This window comes from Bifidobacterium sp. ESL0819 (assembly GCF_052606245.1).
On sequence record NZ_CP199587.1, the window covers coordinates 1888332 to 1904523 of the forward strand.

Here is a 16192-nt window from a genome sequence, read left to right on the forward strand (position 1 = left end):
AATCGTCTGGCTTGCCAGCTGCAGCTGGTCCTATGAGAGAACCACGACGACTTCCCCCGGTCGATGACCTGGAAATCCGCCGTGGTCCTTGACGATCAGCTATTACCTGTTCACGCCAATGGCGGCCTTGAGCTCACCCACCTTGTCCACCTGCTCCCAGGTGAAGTCGGGGTCCTCCCGGCCAAAGTGCCCGTATGCCGCAGTCTTGGCGTAAATGGGCCTCAACAGATCCAGCTCATCGATGATGGCTGCAGGCCGCAGGTCGAAGACCTCGCGCACGGCTTCCTGGATCTGCTCCCGTGTGACTCCCTGCTCAGTGCCGTATGTTTCCACGTTGACGCTGACCGGATCGGCCACGCCAATGGCATAGGCCACCTGGACCTCGACCTTGTGCGCCAGTCCAGCGGCCACGATGTTCTTGGCCACCCAACGTGCAGCATAAGCAGCGGACCGGTCGACCTTGCTGGGATCCTTGCCTGAGAAAGCACCGCCTCCATGATGGGCTGCACCGCCATAGGTGTCCACAATGATCTTGCGTCCGGTCAGTCCTGCATCAGCTGCAGGACCGCCCAAGACAAAGGAACCAGTCGGATTTACCAGCACCCGATAGCCCTGATGCTCGACGGCCTGGCCGCAGATGCGATCCAGCACGGGCGTGATGACATGCTCCGTCAACTGCTCCTCCAGCCAGTCATGCCCGACCTCAGGATCATGCTGCGTGGAAATAAGGACCGTATCCACACGACGCGGCCTGTCTTCCTGATCGTATTCGATCGTCACCTGGGTCTTGCCATCAGGCCTCAGGTGGGGAATGATCCCCTCCTTGCGTACCTGGGCAAGCCGGAAGGCCAGCTGATGGGCCAAATAGATGGGAAGAGGCATGAGCGCGTCGGTCTCATCGCAGGCGTACCCGAACATGACCCCCTGGTCGCCGGCCCCCTGGGACTGGTAACGCTCCTCACGAGTGGCCGCGCTCTCCTGGCTGGCCGACAGCCGTTCCACGCCCTGATTGATTTCCTTGCTTTGCTCGCTCAGAGCCACAGTGACGCCGCAGGAATCCGCGTCAAGACCGATATCAGATGAGGTGTAGCCGATCCTGCGCAGCACCGACCGGACCTGGGACTGAATGTCCGTGTAGCCCTGGGATGAAACCTCCCCGAAGACGAAGAAGAGGCCAGTCGCCGCTGACGTCTCTACAGCCACATGCGAGTGCGGATCTTGGGCGATCAGATCGTCCAAAATGGCATCGGAAATCTGGTCGCAGACCTTGTCTGGATGGCCCTCGGTCACTGATTCAGCCGAAATCAGCCGTCGCTCTGTCATTTCATTCACCTTTGTCTTGAAGCCGTCACTGTCCGAGGATCCTGCACCGGCCACAAACAGAGCCGGCATCGGGAATCAAAGACTCAGTTGCCTTCGCTCAGATCATCCTCGCCCAAGGTCTCCTCCAGCAGGCCCTCATTAATTTCACGGAAGGCGATGGACAGGGGCTTCTCCTGATTCTGGTACTCGACCAGGGGGCCCACGTTCTGCAGCAGGCCTTCATTGAGCTGAGTGAAATAGGAATTGATCTGACGGGCCCGCTTGGCCGCAAAGATGGACAGCGCATACTTTGAATCGGCGTGCTTCATGAGATCGTCGATGGGAGGATTCGCAAATCCCTGCGGATGGGGCTCGGTACCGAATGCCATAAGATGTTTCTCCAATTCAACTGGATGAATCATTCATTCAAACTGAATGATTTTACCGCCCGGGCTCGATTTTAGCTTCAGCTGCTTCTCTGCCGGGAAAAGCAATGCAGAAACGACGAAAATTCCAACATGTGGTCATGTTCGGGCCATCGCTGTCCCCGTTAACTTGAATAAAACTATGCAGATGCGATCAGCCAAATTGATGAAGGAACGAGAGTTCGCGGGCGCCCGTGCTCTCTACCGTGCCGCTGGCGTCAAGGGCGAGGACTTCGGCAAGCCCATCGTGGCCATCGCCAACTCCTTCTCCGAGTTCGTGCCTGGTCACGTCCACCTGAACAAGGTCGGGCGCATGGTCTCCAAGGCCGTCAAGGAGGCAGGCGGCATCCCCCGTGAATTCAACACCATCGCTGTGGACGACGGCATCGCCATGGGCCATACGGGCATGCTCTACTCCCTGCCCAGCCGTGACCTGATTGCTGACGCCGTGGAATATTCGGTCAACGCCCACTGCGCCGATGCCCTGATCTGCATTTCCAACTGCGACAAGATCACCCCGGGCATGCTCATGGCCGCTCTGCGTCTGAACATTCCCACGGTCTTCGTTTCCGGAGGCCCCATGGAGGCAGGCCGCACGGTCATGCCTGACGGGACAGTCAAAGAGAGCACGGACCTGATCGACGTCATGTACGCCTCGGCCGACGACAGCATCGACGATGCTGGACTGTTGGCCTTGGAGAAAACGGTCTGCCCCACTTGCGGCTCCTGCGCCGGCATGTTCACTGCCAACTCCATGAACTGCCTGACTGAGGCCATGGGTCTGGCCCTGCCTGGCAACGGCACCACCCTGGCCTCGCACACGGCCCGAAAGATGCTCTTCGAGCGGGCCGGCAAGCTGGTCGTCGAGATCGCCAACCGGTACTATCAGGACGACGACGACTCGGTCCTGCCGCGTTCCATCGCCACCAAGAAAGCCTTCGAAAACGCCATGACCATGGATGTGGCCATGGGCGGGTCGACCAATACCGTCCTGCACATCCTGGCCGCCGCACAGTCGGCGGATGTGGACTTCACCCTGGATGACATCGAGCGCATCTCCCATACGGTTCCCTGTATTTGCAAGGCCTCTCCTTCGGGGGACTGGGAGATATCCGACGTTCACCGGGCTGGCGGCATCTGCGGGATCCTAGGCGAGCTTGACCGTGGTGGAGTACTGCACAAGGATACGCATTCCATCGATTACCCCGACCTGGAGTCCAAGCTTAATGACTGGGACATCATGCGCCCCACCTGCCTGGATCAGGCCAAGGAGCTCTACCATGCAGCGCCCGGGCACATCACCTCCCCTGAGCCCTTCAACCAGTCCAAGGAATGGGAGGACCTTGACACCGACCGTGTAAACGGCGCCATTCACGACCTGGATCATCCAGCAGTCTCCGAAGGCGGTCTGGCCATATTGCGCGGCAATCTGGCCCCTGATGGCTGCGTGGTCAAGACCGCAGGCGTGCCCAAGGAGATCTGGAATTTCCGCGGACCGGCCCTGGTGGTCGAATCACAGGAGCAGGCCGTGGAGGTCATACTCAACGGAACCCTGCACAAGGGCCAGGCCCTGGTCATCCGCTACGAGGGACCCAAGGGCGGTCCAGGCATGCAGGAGATGCTCTACCCCACCTCATTCGTCAAGGGCAAGGGGATCGGCAAGGATGTGGCCCTGCTGACCGACGGCCGCTACTCCGGTGGCTCATCAGGCCTGGCAATCGGCCATATCGCTCCTGAGGCAGCAAACAAGGGCCCAATCGCCCTGATCCGCAACGGCGACATGATCCGCATCGACATCCCCAACCGGCGGGTGGATGTTGAGCTGAGCGATGAAGAACTCGCTCAGCGCCGCGCAGAGCTTGAAGCTGGCGAAGGCTATGTAGCCCACAGGGACCGTAAGGTCTCCCTGGCCCTGAAGGCCTATGCTGCTTTCGCTCGCTCGGCAGACAAGGGCGCCACCCGCGATCCCGACCTGATTAATAGACTGTCAGGTCTGGACTGATAGACCAAAATCCTCCAATCAGGCTTGAACCCGACTGGAGGATTTTTTGACTCTTCTGAAACAGAACTGAAGAAGGGGGGTCAGAGACCGTACTCCTTGGCAATTACCTCCCAGAGAGCCTGCGCAGCCTTATCCACGTTGTCGTTGACTATTACCTGGTCGAACTGACCCTCGGAGGCCAGCTCCACCTTGGCGGTCTCCAGCCTTCGTGCCCGCTGCTGCTCATTTTCGGTTCCCCGCATGTTCAACCGAGTAACCAGATCCTGGAATGACGGCGGCGCCAGGAAGACATAGAACACTTCCAGACCCAGTTCCTTCGCCCTCTGGCGAACGCGATGGGCCCCTTGCAGATCGATCTCCAGAATTGTGGGCACCCCTGCCGCCATATGGTCCAGGACCGGCTGCAGCGGAGTGCCATAGTGGGACATGCCATGCACCAGGGCAGTCTCCAGGAAGTCGCCGGCAGCCTCCCTGCGGGCGAACTCCCGCTCATCCATGAACCAGTAGGTGATGCCGTCCCTTTCGCCTGGACGTGGCGCGCGGGTAGTGGCAGAAACAGAGACCCAGACCTCCGGGTGGGCATGACGCAGGGCTGCCTCCACAGTGCCCTTGCCAACAGCCGTAGGCCCTGTCAACACGATCAGCCGGCCGCCCGTCTTCCCTGGTCCCCCAGTTTGTTCTTCCGAAGAATCCTGATTCGACATATCGGCACCGTTGATCGCTGACACGGCCACTTCCTTTCCTGAAGGTCATCCCTCCGGCTTATGTAGACCGGAGCATGGGTCAATCATATAGCTACAGCACCTACCTGGCCTTCTCCAGCTCCAACAGCCGGGCCGCGTGCTCCTGGATGCTCATGACCTGATAATCGTCCTTCTTGGCCACATCAATGGCCATCAGGGCGGCTGAGAATTCGGTGACCGTGGTGAATTGCGGCAGATCGGCGGCAATGGCGGCCACCCGGATAAGATAGCCATCGGAGCGCGAACCTCTGGAACTCGGAGTATTGAGGATCATGTCGATAGCTCCATCCTCGATAAGCTGGACCGGATTGCGACCCATGTGCCTAACTCCTTCAGCATCAGTGAAAGCCTGCCCCTGATCCTCGCCACCGCTGATCTTATCGACAACGGACACGTCGAAGCCGTACCGACGCAGGACGGAGGCAGTACCACGGGTGGCGCAAACGCTGAAGCCCTGCTCCAGCAGACGGGCTGCCAGCATGGGCAGCTGGCGCTTGTCTGTGTCATTGACCGATAGGAAGACGACCCCGCTGGTGGGCAGACCTCCTTGATAGGCGGCCAGCTGGCTCTTGGCGAATGCATGGGGAAAGTCCCGATCGAAGCCCATGACCTCTCCAGTGGAACGCATCTCCGGACCCAGCAAAATATCCACAGTCCGACCCACCGGAGTTCGGAAGCGCTTGAATGGCAGGACGGACTCCTTGACCGCCACAGGCTGGCCGACACGGACCATGCCGCCGTCGCCGACAGGCAAGAGCAGCCCGTTGACTCGTTGCTGGGCGATGGACTCCCCCACCATGATACGGGCCGCAGCCTTGGCCAGCGCCGCACCCGTGGCTTTGGAGGCAAATGGGACGGTCCGGGATGCGCGGGGATTGGCCTCGATCACATAGAGAGTGTTGGCCATAAAGGCATACTGAACATTGATCAGCCCCTGGACCCCACAACCTTGGGCTATTGCCAGGGTAGCCTGCCGCAACCGGTTGATCTGGTCGTCGGAGAGCGTGGAGGGCGGCAGGGTGCAGGCGGCATCGCCGGAGTGGACTCCGGCCTCTTCAACATGCTCCATGATTCCGCCGATATAGAGCTCCTGCCCGTCATAGAGGGCGTCCACATCGATCTCAATGGCGTCCTGAAGGAACTTGTCAATCAACAGGGGCGAGGGCAGACGGCCGGAGACCACCGTATCGGCCTTGGCCTCCTCCAGGGCGCGATCCACGTAAGTGTTCAGCTGTTGGTCATCATAGACGATCTCCATGCCTCGCCCGCCCAGCACGTAGGAGGGCCTGACCAGAACCGGGTAGCCGATGGCATGTGCTGCATCTCTGGCCTCATCCAGGGAAAGGGCGGTGCCGTAACGGGGGGCGTTCAGATGTTCCTTGCTGAGCACCTGACCGAAGAGCTCACGGTTCTCGGCAAGGTCAATGGATTCGGGACTGGTCCCCAGAATGGGTACCCCGGCTGCCTTGAGCCTTGCCGCCAGGGACAGGGGCGTCTGACCGCCCAGCTGGACGATGACCCCTTTGACAGGTCCCATGGCCTTCTCAGCCCGGTAGATCTCCAGAACATCCTCGAAGGTCAGCGGCTCGAAATAGAGCCTGTCCGACATGTCATAGTCGGTTGAGACCGTCTCGGGATTGCAATTGACCATGATGGTGTCATAGTCCTTGCCCAGCTCCTGGACGGCATGCACGCAGGTGTAGTCGAACTCGACTCCCTGGCCGATCCGGTTGGGTCCCGAACCCAGGATAATGACCGCTTCGCGCTGACGGGGTCGCAGCTCGGACTCGTCGGCGTAGCAGGAGTAGTAGTAGGGCGTGACCGCATCGAACTCGGCTGCGCAGGTGTCCACGGTCTTGTAGACAGGATGAAGGCCGAAGGCCCAGCGAAGCTCCCTGACGACCGCCTCGCCTTGGTCGCCCATACCGCGCAGGTGAGCGATCTGCAGGTCGCTCAGTCCCGATTGCTTGGCCCGGCGCAGCAGGTCCTCATCCAGGACTTCGGACTGGCGCACCTGAAGGGCCAGCTCGTTGATCATGCTGATCTGCTCCAGGAACCAGGGATCGATTCTGGTGGCCTGGTGAACCTGCTCCACGGTAGCTCCGCCCCAGAAGGCCCGCTGAATCTGCAGGTAGCGGTGCTCGGTGGGAGTGTGCATGGCCTCCAGCAGCTGGTCGGTCTCGGCCTGGTCGGGCCGGGGGCCATCCCAGGAGAAGGTCATGTGCCGCTTGTCGATGGAGCGCATGGCCTTGCCCAGGGACTCGCGGAAATTGCCAGCCAGGGCCATGGCCTCGCCCACGGACTTCATCGAGGTGGTCAGGGTCGTATCCGCCCCGGGGAATTTCTCGAAGGTGAAACGTGGAATTTTGGTGACCACATAGTCGATGGTCGGTTCGAAGGAGGCAGGCGTTGAGCGGGTGATGTCGTTCTCGATCTCATCCAGGGTGTATCCCAGGGCCAACTTGACTGCGATCTTGGCGATGGGAAAGCCGGTGGCCTTGGAAGCCAGAGCCGAGGAGCGTGAAACACGCGGATTCATTTCGATGACGATGATCCGGCCGTTCTCCGGGTTGACGGCGAACTGGATATTGCAGCCGCCCGTGTCCACCCCCACGCCGCGAATGATGGCGATGCCGATGTCACGCATCCGCTGATACTCCCGGTCGGTCAAAGTGAAGACCGGAGCCACAGTGATGGAGTCCCCGGTGTGCACGCCTACCGGATCCACATTCTCAATGGGGCAGACCACGACCACATTGTCCAGGCGATCGCGCATAAGCTCCAGCTCATATTCCTTCCACCCCTCAATGCCTTCCTCCAGAAGGATCTCATCAGTGGGCGAATAGTGGATGCCTGCACCGGCGATCCGCCTCAGCTCCTCGCGATCATGGGCGATTCCAGAGCCCAGGCCGCCCATGGTGAAGGAAGGACGAACGACCAGGGGGTAGCCGAGTTCGGCGGCTACTGCTTCGGCCTCATCCAGGTTGTGGGCGATGCGGGACTTGGCCGACTCGGCACCGGCCTGGTCCACCACCTGCTTGAAGAGCTCGCGGTCCTCTCCCCTGTCGATGGCCTCCAGGGAAGCGCCGATCAGCTCAACCCCGTAGCGTTCCAGCACGCCAGCCTTGCCCAGCTCCACGGCAGCGTTCAGAGCAGTCTGACCGCCCAGGGTGGGCAGCAGCGCATCCGGCCGCTCCTTGGCAATGATCCGTTCCAGGAAGGGCAGGGCGATAGGCTCAATGTAGGTAGCATCGGCCATCTCAGGGTCCGTCATAATGGTGGCGGGATTGGAATTGACCAGGATGACGCGAATCCCCTCTTCGCGCAGCACCCGGCAGGCCTGGGTCCCCGAATAGTCGAACTCGGCCGCTTGCCCAATGACGATGGGCCCCGAGCCGATGACCATGACCGAATGGATGTCCTGCCGCTTAGGCATGTGCCTTCCCTCCCTTGGCGTCCTGCATCAACGTGACGAACCTGTCGAACAGATAGGAAGCATCGTGCGGACCAGCCGCCGCCTCCGGATGATATTGAACGGAGAATGCTGGAATATCCAGGCACTCCAGACCCTCGACCACTCCGTCGTTCAGATCGACATGAGAGACCCGGACACGACCATACCGGCCTTCGCCATAGGGCGAGGGCACCGGGTCTCCCTTGGGCGCCTTGACTGCGAATCCGTGATTATGGGCAGTAATCTCAACCTTGCCGGTGCTGAGATCCTTGACAGGCTGATTGATGCCGCGATGGCCAAATTTTAGCTTATAGGTCTCGAAGCCCAAGGCACGGCCCAGAAGCTGGTTGCCCAGGCAAATGCCGAAGAATGGCAGTCCGGCATCCAGGACCTGTCTGAGGAGCGACACCTCCTCGTCTGCGGTCGATGGATCGCCTGGACCGTTAGAAAAGAAAACTCCATCAGGTCCCAGGGCCTGTATCTGCTCAATAGTGGTATCCACGGGAAGTACGTGGACCCTACAGCCGCGCTCAGCCAATCTGTGAGGGGCCATGGACTTGATCCCCAGATCCACTGCTGCCACTGTACAAACAGGCTCTTTCCCCTCATGGTCTCCGGCTGGTTCGACGATATAGGACCTGTCCGTGCTGACCTCGCCGGTCAGGTGGGATCCACTCATCTGGGGAGCCGAACGGACCTGATCAAGGAGTTCCTGCATGGTTCTGGGCCTGCCGCCGCCGTTGAGCATTGGGTCCGGGCCTGAAAAAATACCGGCCCGCATGACACCTGCAGAACGCAAGTGTCGCACGAGCCGGCGAGTGTCTATGTCGCTGATACCGACGATGCCCTGACCGACCAGCTGGTCATGGAGACTGCCTCGGGCCCGCCAGTTGCTGAAGTCGGGGCTGGGTTCCCGGACTACATACCCTGCCACCCAGATCCTGTCCGACTCCCCATCCTGGTCATTGACACCGGTATTACCTATGTGGGGGAAGGTCTGCACAACGATCTGCCGAGCATAGCTGGGATCCGTCAGGGTTTCCTGATACCCCGTCATCCCGGTCGAGAAAACAATTTCACCTATGGTAGTGCCCACCGCTCCGAAGGCTCTCCCCAGATACACTTCCCCATCCTCAAGGATGAGCAAGGCCCTATTGGAGAAACGGCTATCGGAGGTGATGGTGTTGGTGTCTTTCAGGTTCACCGAACCCCCTTGATTACCGCGGATATTCGCACCCATATTAATGACTCCTATGGATCATGTCGATCGAATCGTTCAAAAGATGGCTGGGTAAATCCTGCAGGTTGGACTGCTGGTCAACCAGTCTGAATATGGCAAAAGGCCGACCTGATGCCATAACAGCTAGCGGGCATCGGTCGGCCTTTATTGGGATCATCGTTCAGTTGCTCGAAGGACGATCCGCATCGGAGGTCAGTTCCTCGGGCAAGGTCAGTTTCAGCTGGTCCAGACTGGGGGCGGACTGGTCGAGCGTATGGTCAGGGACCTGATCGGAATCTCCCCCTTCGGGTCCAATCGCTGCCGATTCCGAATCGCTGTCAGCATGAGCATCTTCAGAGCAGACATGCTCGGAGGCTGCGACCCTTGCTTTTGCCTTATCGGATTCATCATCCGAAACGACCACATCGGCTTCTGCATCAGCCAGGGCAGCAATCCTACCGGCTTGCTCACGACGAGCTTGATGGTCATCCTTCTCCTGGTCTAGAGCACTCAGAACGCCGTGAATGAAGGCGGGGGCATCAGCATCCGACAGGGTCTTGGCCAGGGACAGGGCTTCATCAATGGCCACCTTGTCTGGAACCTCGGAGTTGTAGAGCATCTCCCAGGCGGCAATACGCAGAATATTGCGGTCAATGGCATGCATGCGGCTCAACGGCCATCGGGTGGAATGGGCCTGCAGAGCCTCATCGATATCTCGACGGTGCTCTGCCACACCCTCAACGATGGTCACCGCATAAGCAGGCAGAGGTGTCTGCGCCCCCGGCCGAGCCTTGCGCTCCTCCAGCAGGGAGAGAAAATCCTGGCTCTTCTCATCGGCCTCATACAGGGTGTTCAAGGCCCGCTTGCGGGCTGTGGAACGTGCCATGGATGTGTGGTTTCCGCCTTGCTCAGTTCTCGCGGCCCAGGTAGGAGCCGTCGCGGGTGTCCACCTTGACCTTCTCGCCCTCGCCCACGAAGAGGGGCACCTGGATCTCCGCCCCGGTCTCCACAGTGGCAGGCTTCGTGCCAGCGTTGGAGCGGTTGCCCTGGACGCCCGGTTCGGTTGCAGTTACGGTCAGCACCACGGATGCAGGCAGCTCCACTGATAGGGGGTTGCCATCATGGAAGCTGATGATGCAGTCGGTGCCCTCAAGCAGGAAGCGTTCCTGATCGCCAACCAGGGTCTCGGGAATGTTGACCTGTTCATAGGTGTTCATGTCCATGAAGACGAAGGAGTCGCCGTCCCGATAGGAGTACTGCATGGTCCGGTTGTCGACGGTCTCGAAGTCCATCTTCATGCCGGCGTTGAAGGTGCGGTCCACGATCTTGCCTGAGAGGACGTCCTTGATGGTCGTGCGCACGAAGGCCGGCCCCTTGCCCGGCTTGACGTGCTGGAACTTGATGACGGTCCAAAGCTTGCCGTCCAGGTTGATGACCGATCCGTTCTTGATGTCGTTGGAAGTCTGTGCCACCTTGATACCACCTCATTCTGATGAACGTTCCTTCGGAGGGCTCCTGGCCATCTGCCGAAAGCACCGGGCCACACAGGATCCGGCCCGCTCGCGATAAATCCTCGCCTATTATGCCACGGCGCATGAACACCGCGGCTGGCCCAGCGGCGAGGCCGGCCGGATATGGGCGGGGCCCGGAATCACAGGAAGGATTCCGGGCCCCGTCATTGGATTGTGTCGGTAAGCGACAGGCAATCCTACTCGATGACCTTGGTGACTCGGCCTGAGCCAACCGTGTGGCCGCCTTCACGAACAGCGAAGGTCAGGCCCTCCTCCATGGCGACGGGCTGGATCAGCTCGACGGAGAAGGTGGCGTGATCGCCGGGCTGAACCATCTCCACGCCCTCGGGCAGGGTGATGACGCCGGTGACGTCGGTGGTCCGGAAGTAGAACTGCGGACGGTAGTTGGAGAAGAACGGCGAGTGGCGTCCACCCTCGTCCTTGGTCAGCACGTAGACCTCGCCCTCGAACTTGTGGTGAGGAGTAACGGTGCCGGGAGCAGCCACGACCTGGCCGCGCTCAACATCCTCACGGCCGATGCCGCGCAGCAGCAGACCGGTGTTGTCTCCAGCCTCGGCTTCGTCCATCTGCTTGTGGAAGGTCTCGATGGAGGTGACGGTGGTGGACTGGGTGTCCCGCAGGCCGACGATCTCCACGTTGGTGTTCACGGGCAGCTTGCCGCGCTCGACACGGCCGGTCACCACGGTGCCGCGGCCGGAGATGGTGAAGACATCCTCAATGGGCATCAGGAAGGGCTTGTCCAGGTCATGAACCGGAGTGGGGATGTAGTCGTCGACGGCATCCATGAGGTCCTTGATGGTCTGGACCCACTTGTCGTGGTCGGGGGCATCGTCATGCAGAGCGCCATAGGCGGAGGTGCGGATGACGGGGCAATCGCGGTCGAAGCCGTTCTCGTCCAGCAGATCGCGAACTTCCTCCTCGACCAGCTCGATCAGCTCTTCGTCGTCGACCATGTCGCACTTGTTCAGGGCGACCAGGATCTTCGGCACGCCGACCTGGCGGGCCAGCAGCACGTGCTCGCGAGTCTGGGCCATGGGGCCGTCAGTGGCGGCGACCACCAGGATGGCGCCATCCATCTGAGCAGCGCCGGTGATCATGTTCTTGACGAAGTCGGCGTGTCCGGGGCAGTCCACGTGGGCGTAATGGCGCTTGGCGGTCTGGTACTCGATGTGCGCGATGTTGATGGTGATGCCGCGCTCCTTCTCCTCAGGAGCAGCATCGATCTGAGCGAAATCGTACTCGGGGTTGACGTCCGGGTACTCCTCATGCAGCACCTTGGAGATGGCCGCGGTCAGGGTGGTCTTGCCGTGATCGACGTGGCCGATGGTGCCAATGTTAACGTGCGGCTTGTTCCGCTCGTACTTTTCCTTTGCCATTGTGTTTTGTCCTCCTGGACGTCTCGTAGGTTGCCTGCACGAACCACGCACAGAGCACTCGCTACATATTACTGGGTTATCGGGTTCTTTGCCACTTTTGCCCTCCGCCCAGTCAGCGCTACAAGAGTGTAACGCCGACTTGTGACAGAAGAGCCTTGTTGCGGCGGCCCGCCGTGGCGGCGGACCGGACCGGCATTACTCGCCCCGCTGGGCCTTGATGATCTCGTCGCTGACGGCTTTGGGGACTTCAGCGTAGGAGTCCATCTGCATGGTGAACATGGCGCGCCCCTGGGTCTTGGACCTGAGGTCGCCGATGTAGCCGAACATCTCCGACAGGGGCACCTTGGCGTCGATGACCTTGACGCCGGTGGCGTCGGTCATGGACTGGATGGAGCCACGACGGGAGTTGATGTCGCCCATGACGTCGCCCATGTACTCCTCGGGAGTACGGACCTCGACAGCCATGATGGGCTCGAGGATGACGGGCTTGGCCTTGGGAGCGGCCTCCTTGAAGCACATGGAGCCAGCGATCTTGAAGGCCATCTCCGAGGAGTCGACCTCATGGATCTGGCCATCGGTCAGGGTCGCCTTGACGCCTACGACCGGGAAGCCTGCCAGCACGCCGGACTCCATGGCCTCCTGAACGCCCGCATCGACCGAGGGGATGAACTCCTTGGTGATGTGGCCGCCGGTAACCTTGTTCTCGAAGACGTAGGTCTCGCCCTCGGTGGTATCCAGGGGCTCGAAGTTCATGAGCACCTTGGCGAACTGTCCGGAGCCGCCGGTCTGCTTCTTGTGGGTGTACTCCTGGTTCATGACAGGCTTGCGGATGGTCTCGCGGTATGCCACCTGGGGCTTGCCCACGTTGCACTCCACGTGGAACTCACGGCGCATTCGGTCCACCAGGATGTCCAGCTGGAGCTCGCCCATGCCGGAGATCAGGGTCTGGCCGGACTCCTCGTCCGTCTTGACCTGGAAGGTGGGATCCTCCTCGGAGAGCTTCTGCAGGGCGATGCCCATCTTCTCCTGATCGGCCTTGGTCTTGGGCTCCACGGCCACCTCGATCACAGGATCGGGGAAGGTCATGGATTCCAGCACCAACGGTTCCTTTTCGTCGCACAGGGTATCACCGGTGGTGACGCTCTTGAGACCGACAAAGGCGTAGATGTTGCCAGCAATAGCCTCGTCGACCGGATTCTCCTTGTTGGAGTGCATCTGGAAGAGCTTGCCGACGCGCTCCTTCTTGCCCTTGGTGGAGTCCAGGACGGTATCGCCCTGAGCCACCTTGCCGGAGTAGACGCGCACGTAGATCAGCTTGCCGTAGAAGGGGTGGGTGGCCACCTTGAAAGCCAAGGCCGAGAAGGGCTCGTCCACAGTGGGCTTGCGGTCGATCTCGACAGACTCGTCGCCGATCTTGTAGCCCTTGATGGCCGGCACATCCTCGGGGCTGGGCAGGTAGTCCACGACCGCGTCCAGCATGGGCTGCACGCCCTTGTCCTTGAAGGCGGATCCGCAGAAGACCGGGAAGGCCGACTGCTCGATGGTCATCTTGCGCACAGCGGTGCGGATCTCCTGCTGGGAGATCTCCTCGCCACCCAGGTACTTCTCCAGCAGGTCCTCGTCCGACTCGGCCACGGCCTCAAGCAGTTCGGTGTGGTATTGCTCGGCCTTGTCCTTGAGATCATCGGGGATGTCGATGGTCTCGTACTTGGCGCCGAGGTCGGCCTCGTCCTTCCAGTAGTAGGCGACCATGCGCACCAGGTCGACCACGCCGTGGAAGTCGCTCTCAGCGCCGATAGGCAGCTGCATGACCAGCGGCTTGACGCCCAGCTTGTCCTTGATGGTGTCCACCGAGTAGTAGAAGTCGGCGCCCAGCTTGTCCATCTTGTTGATGAAGCAGATGCGGGGCACGCCGTACTTGTCGGCCTGACGCCAGACGGTCTCGGACTGGGGCTCCACGCCCTCCTTGCCGTCGAACACCGCTACAGCGCCATCGAGCACGCGCAGGGAGCGCTCCACCTCGGCGGTGAAGTCCACGTGGCCGGGGGTGTCGATGATGTTGATCTGATAGCGGTCCTCAGGATCGTGGGACTGGCGGTTCCAGAAGGCTGTGATGGCGGCGGAGGTGATCGTGATGCCACGTTCCTTCTCCTGATCCATCCAGTCCATGGTGGAGGCGCCATCGTGGGTCTCGCCGATCTTGTAGTTGACGCCGGTGTAGTAGAGAATACGCTCGGTCGTCGTTGTCTTGCCGGCATCGATGTGGGCCATGATGCCGATGTTGCGGACCTTGGTCAGGTCCGTGAGCACGTCTTGTGCCATAATTCCTTGTTCTCGCTCTCTTGGGATTACCAGCGATAGTGGGCGAACGCCTTGTTGGCCTCGGCCATCTTGTGGGTGTCCTCGCGGCGCTTGACCGCAGCACCCAGGCCGTTGGAGGCATCAAGGATCTCGTTGGCCAGCCGCTCCGACATGGTCTTCTCGCGACGGGCACGGCTGTAATCGGTCAGCCACCGCAACGAGAGCGTATTGGCGCGGTTCGGCTTGACCTCGACGGGGACCTGGTAGGTGGCGCCGCCGACACGACGGCTGCGGACCTCCAGGCTGGGACGAATATTGTCCAGGGCGCGCTTGAGCACGGCCACAGGCTCCTGGTCGGTCTTCTCCTTGACCTGCTCCAGAGCGGTGTAGACGATGTTCTCGGCGATGGACTTCTTGCCGTCCAGCAGGATCTTGTTGATCAGCTGGGCCACCACGGTGGAACCGTAGATGGGATCGGGCAGGAGCTGATGCTTTTTAGCTGGTCCTTTGCGTGACATGTGTTACTTGGCCTTCTTTGCTCCGTACAGGGAACGGCCCTGCTTGCGATCCTTGACTCCCTGGGTATCCAGCGCACCGCGCACGATGTGGTAGCGCACGCCGGGCAGATCCTTGACACGTCCGCCGCGCACCAGCACGATGGAGTGCTCCTGCAGGTTATGGCCCTCGCCGGGGATGTAGGCGGAAACCTCAATGCCGGAGCTCAGACGGACACGGGCAACCTTCCGCAGAGCCGAATTCGGCTTCTTGGGGGTGGTGGTGTAGACACGGGTGCACACGCCGCGACGCAGCGGGCTGCCCTTGAGTGCCAAAGTCTTCGACTTGCGAGGCTTGGCCTTGCGCCCTTTGCGGACGAGCTGTTCAATTGTTGGCAACTGACTCTCTCCGATTCCTTCGATGAATTTGTCTTCGTTTGCACTGCGAGACCGCTGCACCGCAGCCGCAGTCGCTCCCAAAAGGAGAGATCAGCCACTGTCCACCGGCCCGATGGCCCCTGATCCTCCTGCCGCACATTGCTGCCTGCAATCTTCGGATTCGGGGATATCCCGACAAACTCACCTGTGACATAAGGTGTGCTGTCGGCACACACGATGAAAAGTATATCACCGTGCCAGACATCGTTTCACAGCGCACGTGTCTGTATGCTCTAGGCTTTGTTCACTGTGATGCCGGGAACCGTCATTGGGAAGGCCCCTGCAGCAGACCTCCAACAGGCTTTTTGCATACCATACTTTTATAAATCCCGGTAATCGGGTGCCTGCCTGTAACAGATTCAGATTCCTGCTACATAAGCGTTACAAGTGTCGGAATATAAAGGAATGCATATCTAACTAAATCAGCACAGATAAATGCCAGAAACATAAATGTCAGCGTCCTGGCATATAAGCGCCAGCGTCCCGAAATGCTCTGGAATTCGTGGACGGTCAGCCGTCTACCTGTCTTCCTTCTCAAGAGCCTGCCGGATATAGTCGCGCAGAATCAGAGCATGGTTGACGGCTGGATCCTTGGCCGCATAGACCAGCGTCGTCCGATCATGTTCACGCACAATGCTCAGCAGATCCTCCAAGGCAGGATTCTCATCCAGCTCAGTACGGTAGCGGCGGGCGAAGTCCTCGAAGCGGTCCGGATCATGATGCCACCAGCGCCGCAGGTCCGGACTGGGAGCGATGTCTTTAAGCCAGCCGGACAGGGCTGCCCGCTGCTTGCTGACGCCGCGCGGCCAGAGCCTGTCGACCAGGATGCGGACCCCATCCTCGTCAGCCGCCTGCTCGTATACGCGTTTGATATCCACCTGACCCATCATCTGCCTCCTGAACCCA

13 protein-coding genes are annotated in these 16192 nt (G+C 60.4%); 1 reads left to right on the forward strand and 12 read right to left on the reverse strand.

Annotated features, from left to right (window positions below):
- Positions 1 to 102: 102 nt before the first annotated feature.
- Positions 103 to 1323 (reverse strand): methionine adenosyltransferase, encoded by a 1221-nt coding sequence (gene metK, locus ACUIAD_RS07935; protein WP_110452550.1) that lies wholly within the window; start codon positions 1321 to 1323, stop codon positions 103 to 105.
- Positions 1324 to 1406: 83 nt separating this feature from the next.
- The gene (gene rpoZ / locus ACUIAD_RS07940; RefSeq protein ID WP_015022131.1) at positions 1407 to 1691 is read right to left on the reverse strand and encodes a DNA-directed RNA polymerase subunit omega; all 285 of its coding nucleotides are present in this window, start codon (positions 1689 to 1691) and stop codon (positions 1407 to 1409) included.
- Positions 1692 to 1869: 178 nt separating this feature from the next.
- Here rpoZ and ilvD point away from each other — a divergent pair, with 178 nt between their 5' ends.
- Positions 1870 to 3729 carry a dihydroxy-acid dehydratase gene (ilvD, locus tag ACUIAD_RS07945; protein ID WP_445343256.1) on the forward strand — a complete coding sequence of 620 codons (1860 nt, stop codon included), beginning with the start codon at positions 1870 to 1872 and terminating at the stop codon, positions 3727 to 3729.
- 80 nt (positions 3730 to 3809) lie between these two features.
- On the opposite strand, the gene gmk is transcribed toward ilvD, so the two are convergent.
- The 10 genes from gmk to ACUIAD_RS07995 form a co-directional block, all read right to left on the reverse strand.
- Positions 3810 to 4433, reverse strand: coding sequence for a guanylate kinase (gmk, locus tag ACUIAD_RS07950; RefSeq protein ID WP_110452551.1), 624 nt, complete (start codon positions 4431 to 4433; stop codon positions 3810 to 3812).
- A gap of 100 nt (positions 4434 to 4533) precedes the next feature.
- A complete protein-coding gene (gene carB, locus ACUIAD_RS07955) occupies positions 4534 to 7908 on the reverse strand; it encodes a carbamoyl-phosphate synthase large subunit (RefSeq protein ID WP_110452385.1) in 3375 nt (1124 codons plus the stop codon).
- A complete protein-coding gene (gene carA, locus ACUIAD_RS07960) occupies positions 7901 to 9130 on the reverse strand; it encodes a glutamine-hydrolyzing carbamoyl-phosphate synthase small subunit (RefSeq protein ID WP_445343830.1) in 1230 nt (409 codons plus the stop codon). Before carA ends, carB begins: the two co-directional genes overlap by 8 nt.
- A 196-nt stretch (positions 9131 to 9326) precedes the next feature.
- Positions 9327 to 10031 (reverse strand): transcription antitermination factor NusB, encoded by a 705-nt coding sequence (gene nusB, locus ACUIAD_RS07965; protein ID WP_110452387.1) that lies wholly within the window; start codon positions 10029 to 10031, stop codon positions 9327 to 9329.
- A 22-nt stretch (positions 10032 to 10053) separates the two neighbouring features.
- Entirely contained in the window at positions 10054 to 10617 is a 564-nt protein-coding gene (efp, locus tag ACUIAD_RS07970; RefSeq protein ID WP_045924655.1) for an elongation factor P, read from the reverse strand.
- Positions 10618 to 10853: 236 nt separating this feature from the next.
- Positions 10854 to 12053, reverse strand: a complete 1200-nt coding sequence (tuf, locus tag ACUIAD_RS07975; RefSeq protein WP_101432623.1) for an elongation factor Tu — start codon at positions 12051 to 12053, stop codon at positions 10854 to 10856.
- Between the two features lie 195 nt (positions 12054 to 12248).
- On the reverse strand, positions 12249 to 14375 hold the full coding sequence (gene fusA / locus ACUIAD_RS07980; protein ID WP_445343257.1) for an elongation factor G: 2127 nt from the start codon (positions 14373 to 14375) through the stop codon (positions 12249 to 12251).
- 26 nt (positions 14376 to 14401) lie between these two features.
- Positions 14402 to 14872, reverse strand: a complete 471-nt coding sequence (gene rpsG, locus ACUIAD_RS07985; RefSeq protein WP_015022140.1) for a 30S ribosomal protein S7 — start codon at positions 14870 to 14872, stop codon at positions 14402 to 14404.
- 3 nt (positions 14873 to 14875) lie between these two features.
- The gene (rpsL, locus tag ACUIAD_RS07990; protein WP_015022141.1) at positions 14876 to 15247 is read right to left on the reverse strand and encodes a 30S ribosomal protein S12; all 372 of its coding nucleotides are present in this window, start codon (positions 15245 to 15247) and stop codon (positions 14876 to 14878) included.
- A gap of 557 nt (positions 15248 to 15804) precedes the next feature.
- The gene (locus ACUIAD_RS07995) at positions 15805 to 16173 is read right to left on the reverse strand and encodes a DUF488 domain-containing protein (RefSeq protein ID WP_445343831.1); all 369 of its coding nucleotides are present in this window, start codon (positions 16171 to 16173) and stop codon (positions 15805 to 15807) included.
- Between the last annotated feature and the right edge of the window lie 19 nt (positions 16174 to 16192).

What these genes read in the sequence shown, in the direction of transcription:
- gmk (WP_110452551.1), bottom strand. Translation starts at nt 4,433, where the DNA reads ATGTCGAATCAGGATTCTTCGGAAGAACAAACTGGGGGACCAGGGAAG.
- rpsG (WP_015022140.1), bottom strand. Translation starts at nt 14,872, where the DNA reads ATGTCACGCAAAGGACCAGCTAAAAAGCATCAGCTCCTGCCCGATCCC.
- carB (WP_110452385.1), bottom strand. Translation starts at nt 7,908, where the DNA reads ATGCCTAAGCGGCAGGACATCCATTCGGTCATGGTCATCGGCTCGGGG.
- ilvD (WP_445343256.1), top strand. Translation starts at nt 1,870, where the DNA reads ATGCAGATGCGATCAGCCAAATTGATGAAGGAACGAGAGTTCGCGGGC.
- tuf (WP_101432623.1), bottom strand. Translation starts at nt 12,053, where the DNA reads ATGGCAAAGGAAAAGTACGAGCGGAACAAGCCGCACGTTAACATTGGC.
- rpoZ (WP_015022131.1), bottom strand. Translation starts at nt 1,691, where the DNA reads ATGGCATTCGGTACCGAGCCCCATCCGCAGGGATTTGCGAATCCTCCC.
- nusB (WP_110452387.1), bottom strand. Translation starts at nt 10,031, where the DNA reads ATGGCACGTTCCACAGCCCGCAAGCGGGCCTTGAACACCCTGTATGAG.
- ACUIAD_RS07995 (WP_445343831.1), bottom strand. Translation starts at nt 16,173, where the DNA reads ATGGGTCAGGTGGATATCAAACGCGTATACGAGCAGGCGGCTGACGAG.
- metK (WP_110452550.1), bottom strand. Translation starts at nt 1,323, where the DNA reads ATGACAGAGCGACGGCTGATTTCGGCTGAATCAGTGACCGAGGGCCAT.
- fusA (WP_445343257.1), bottom strand. Translation starts at nt 14,375, where the DNA reads ATGGCACAAGACGTGCTCACGGACCTGACCAAGGTCCGCAACATCGGC.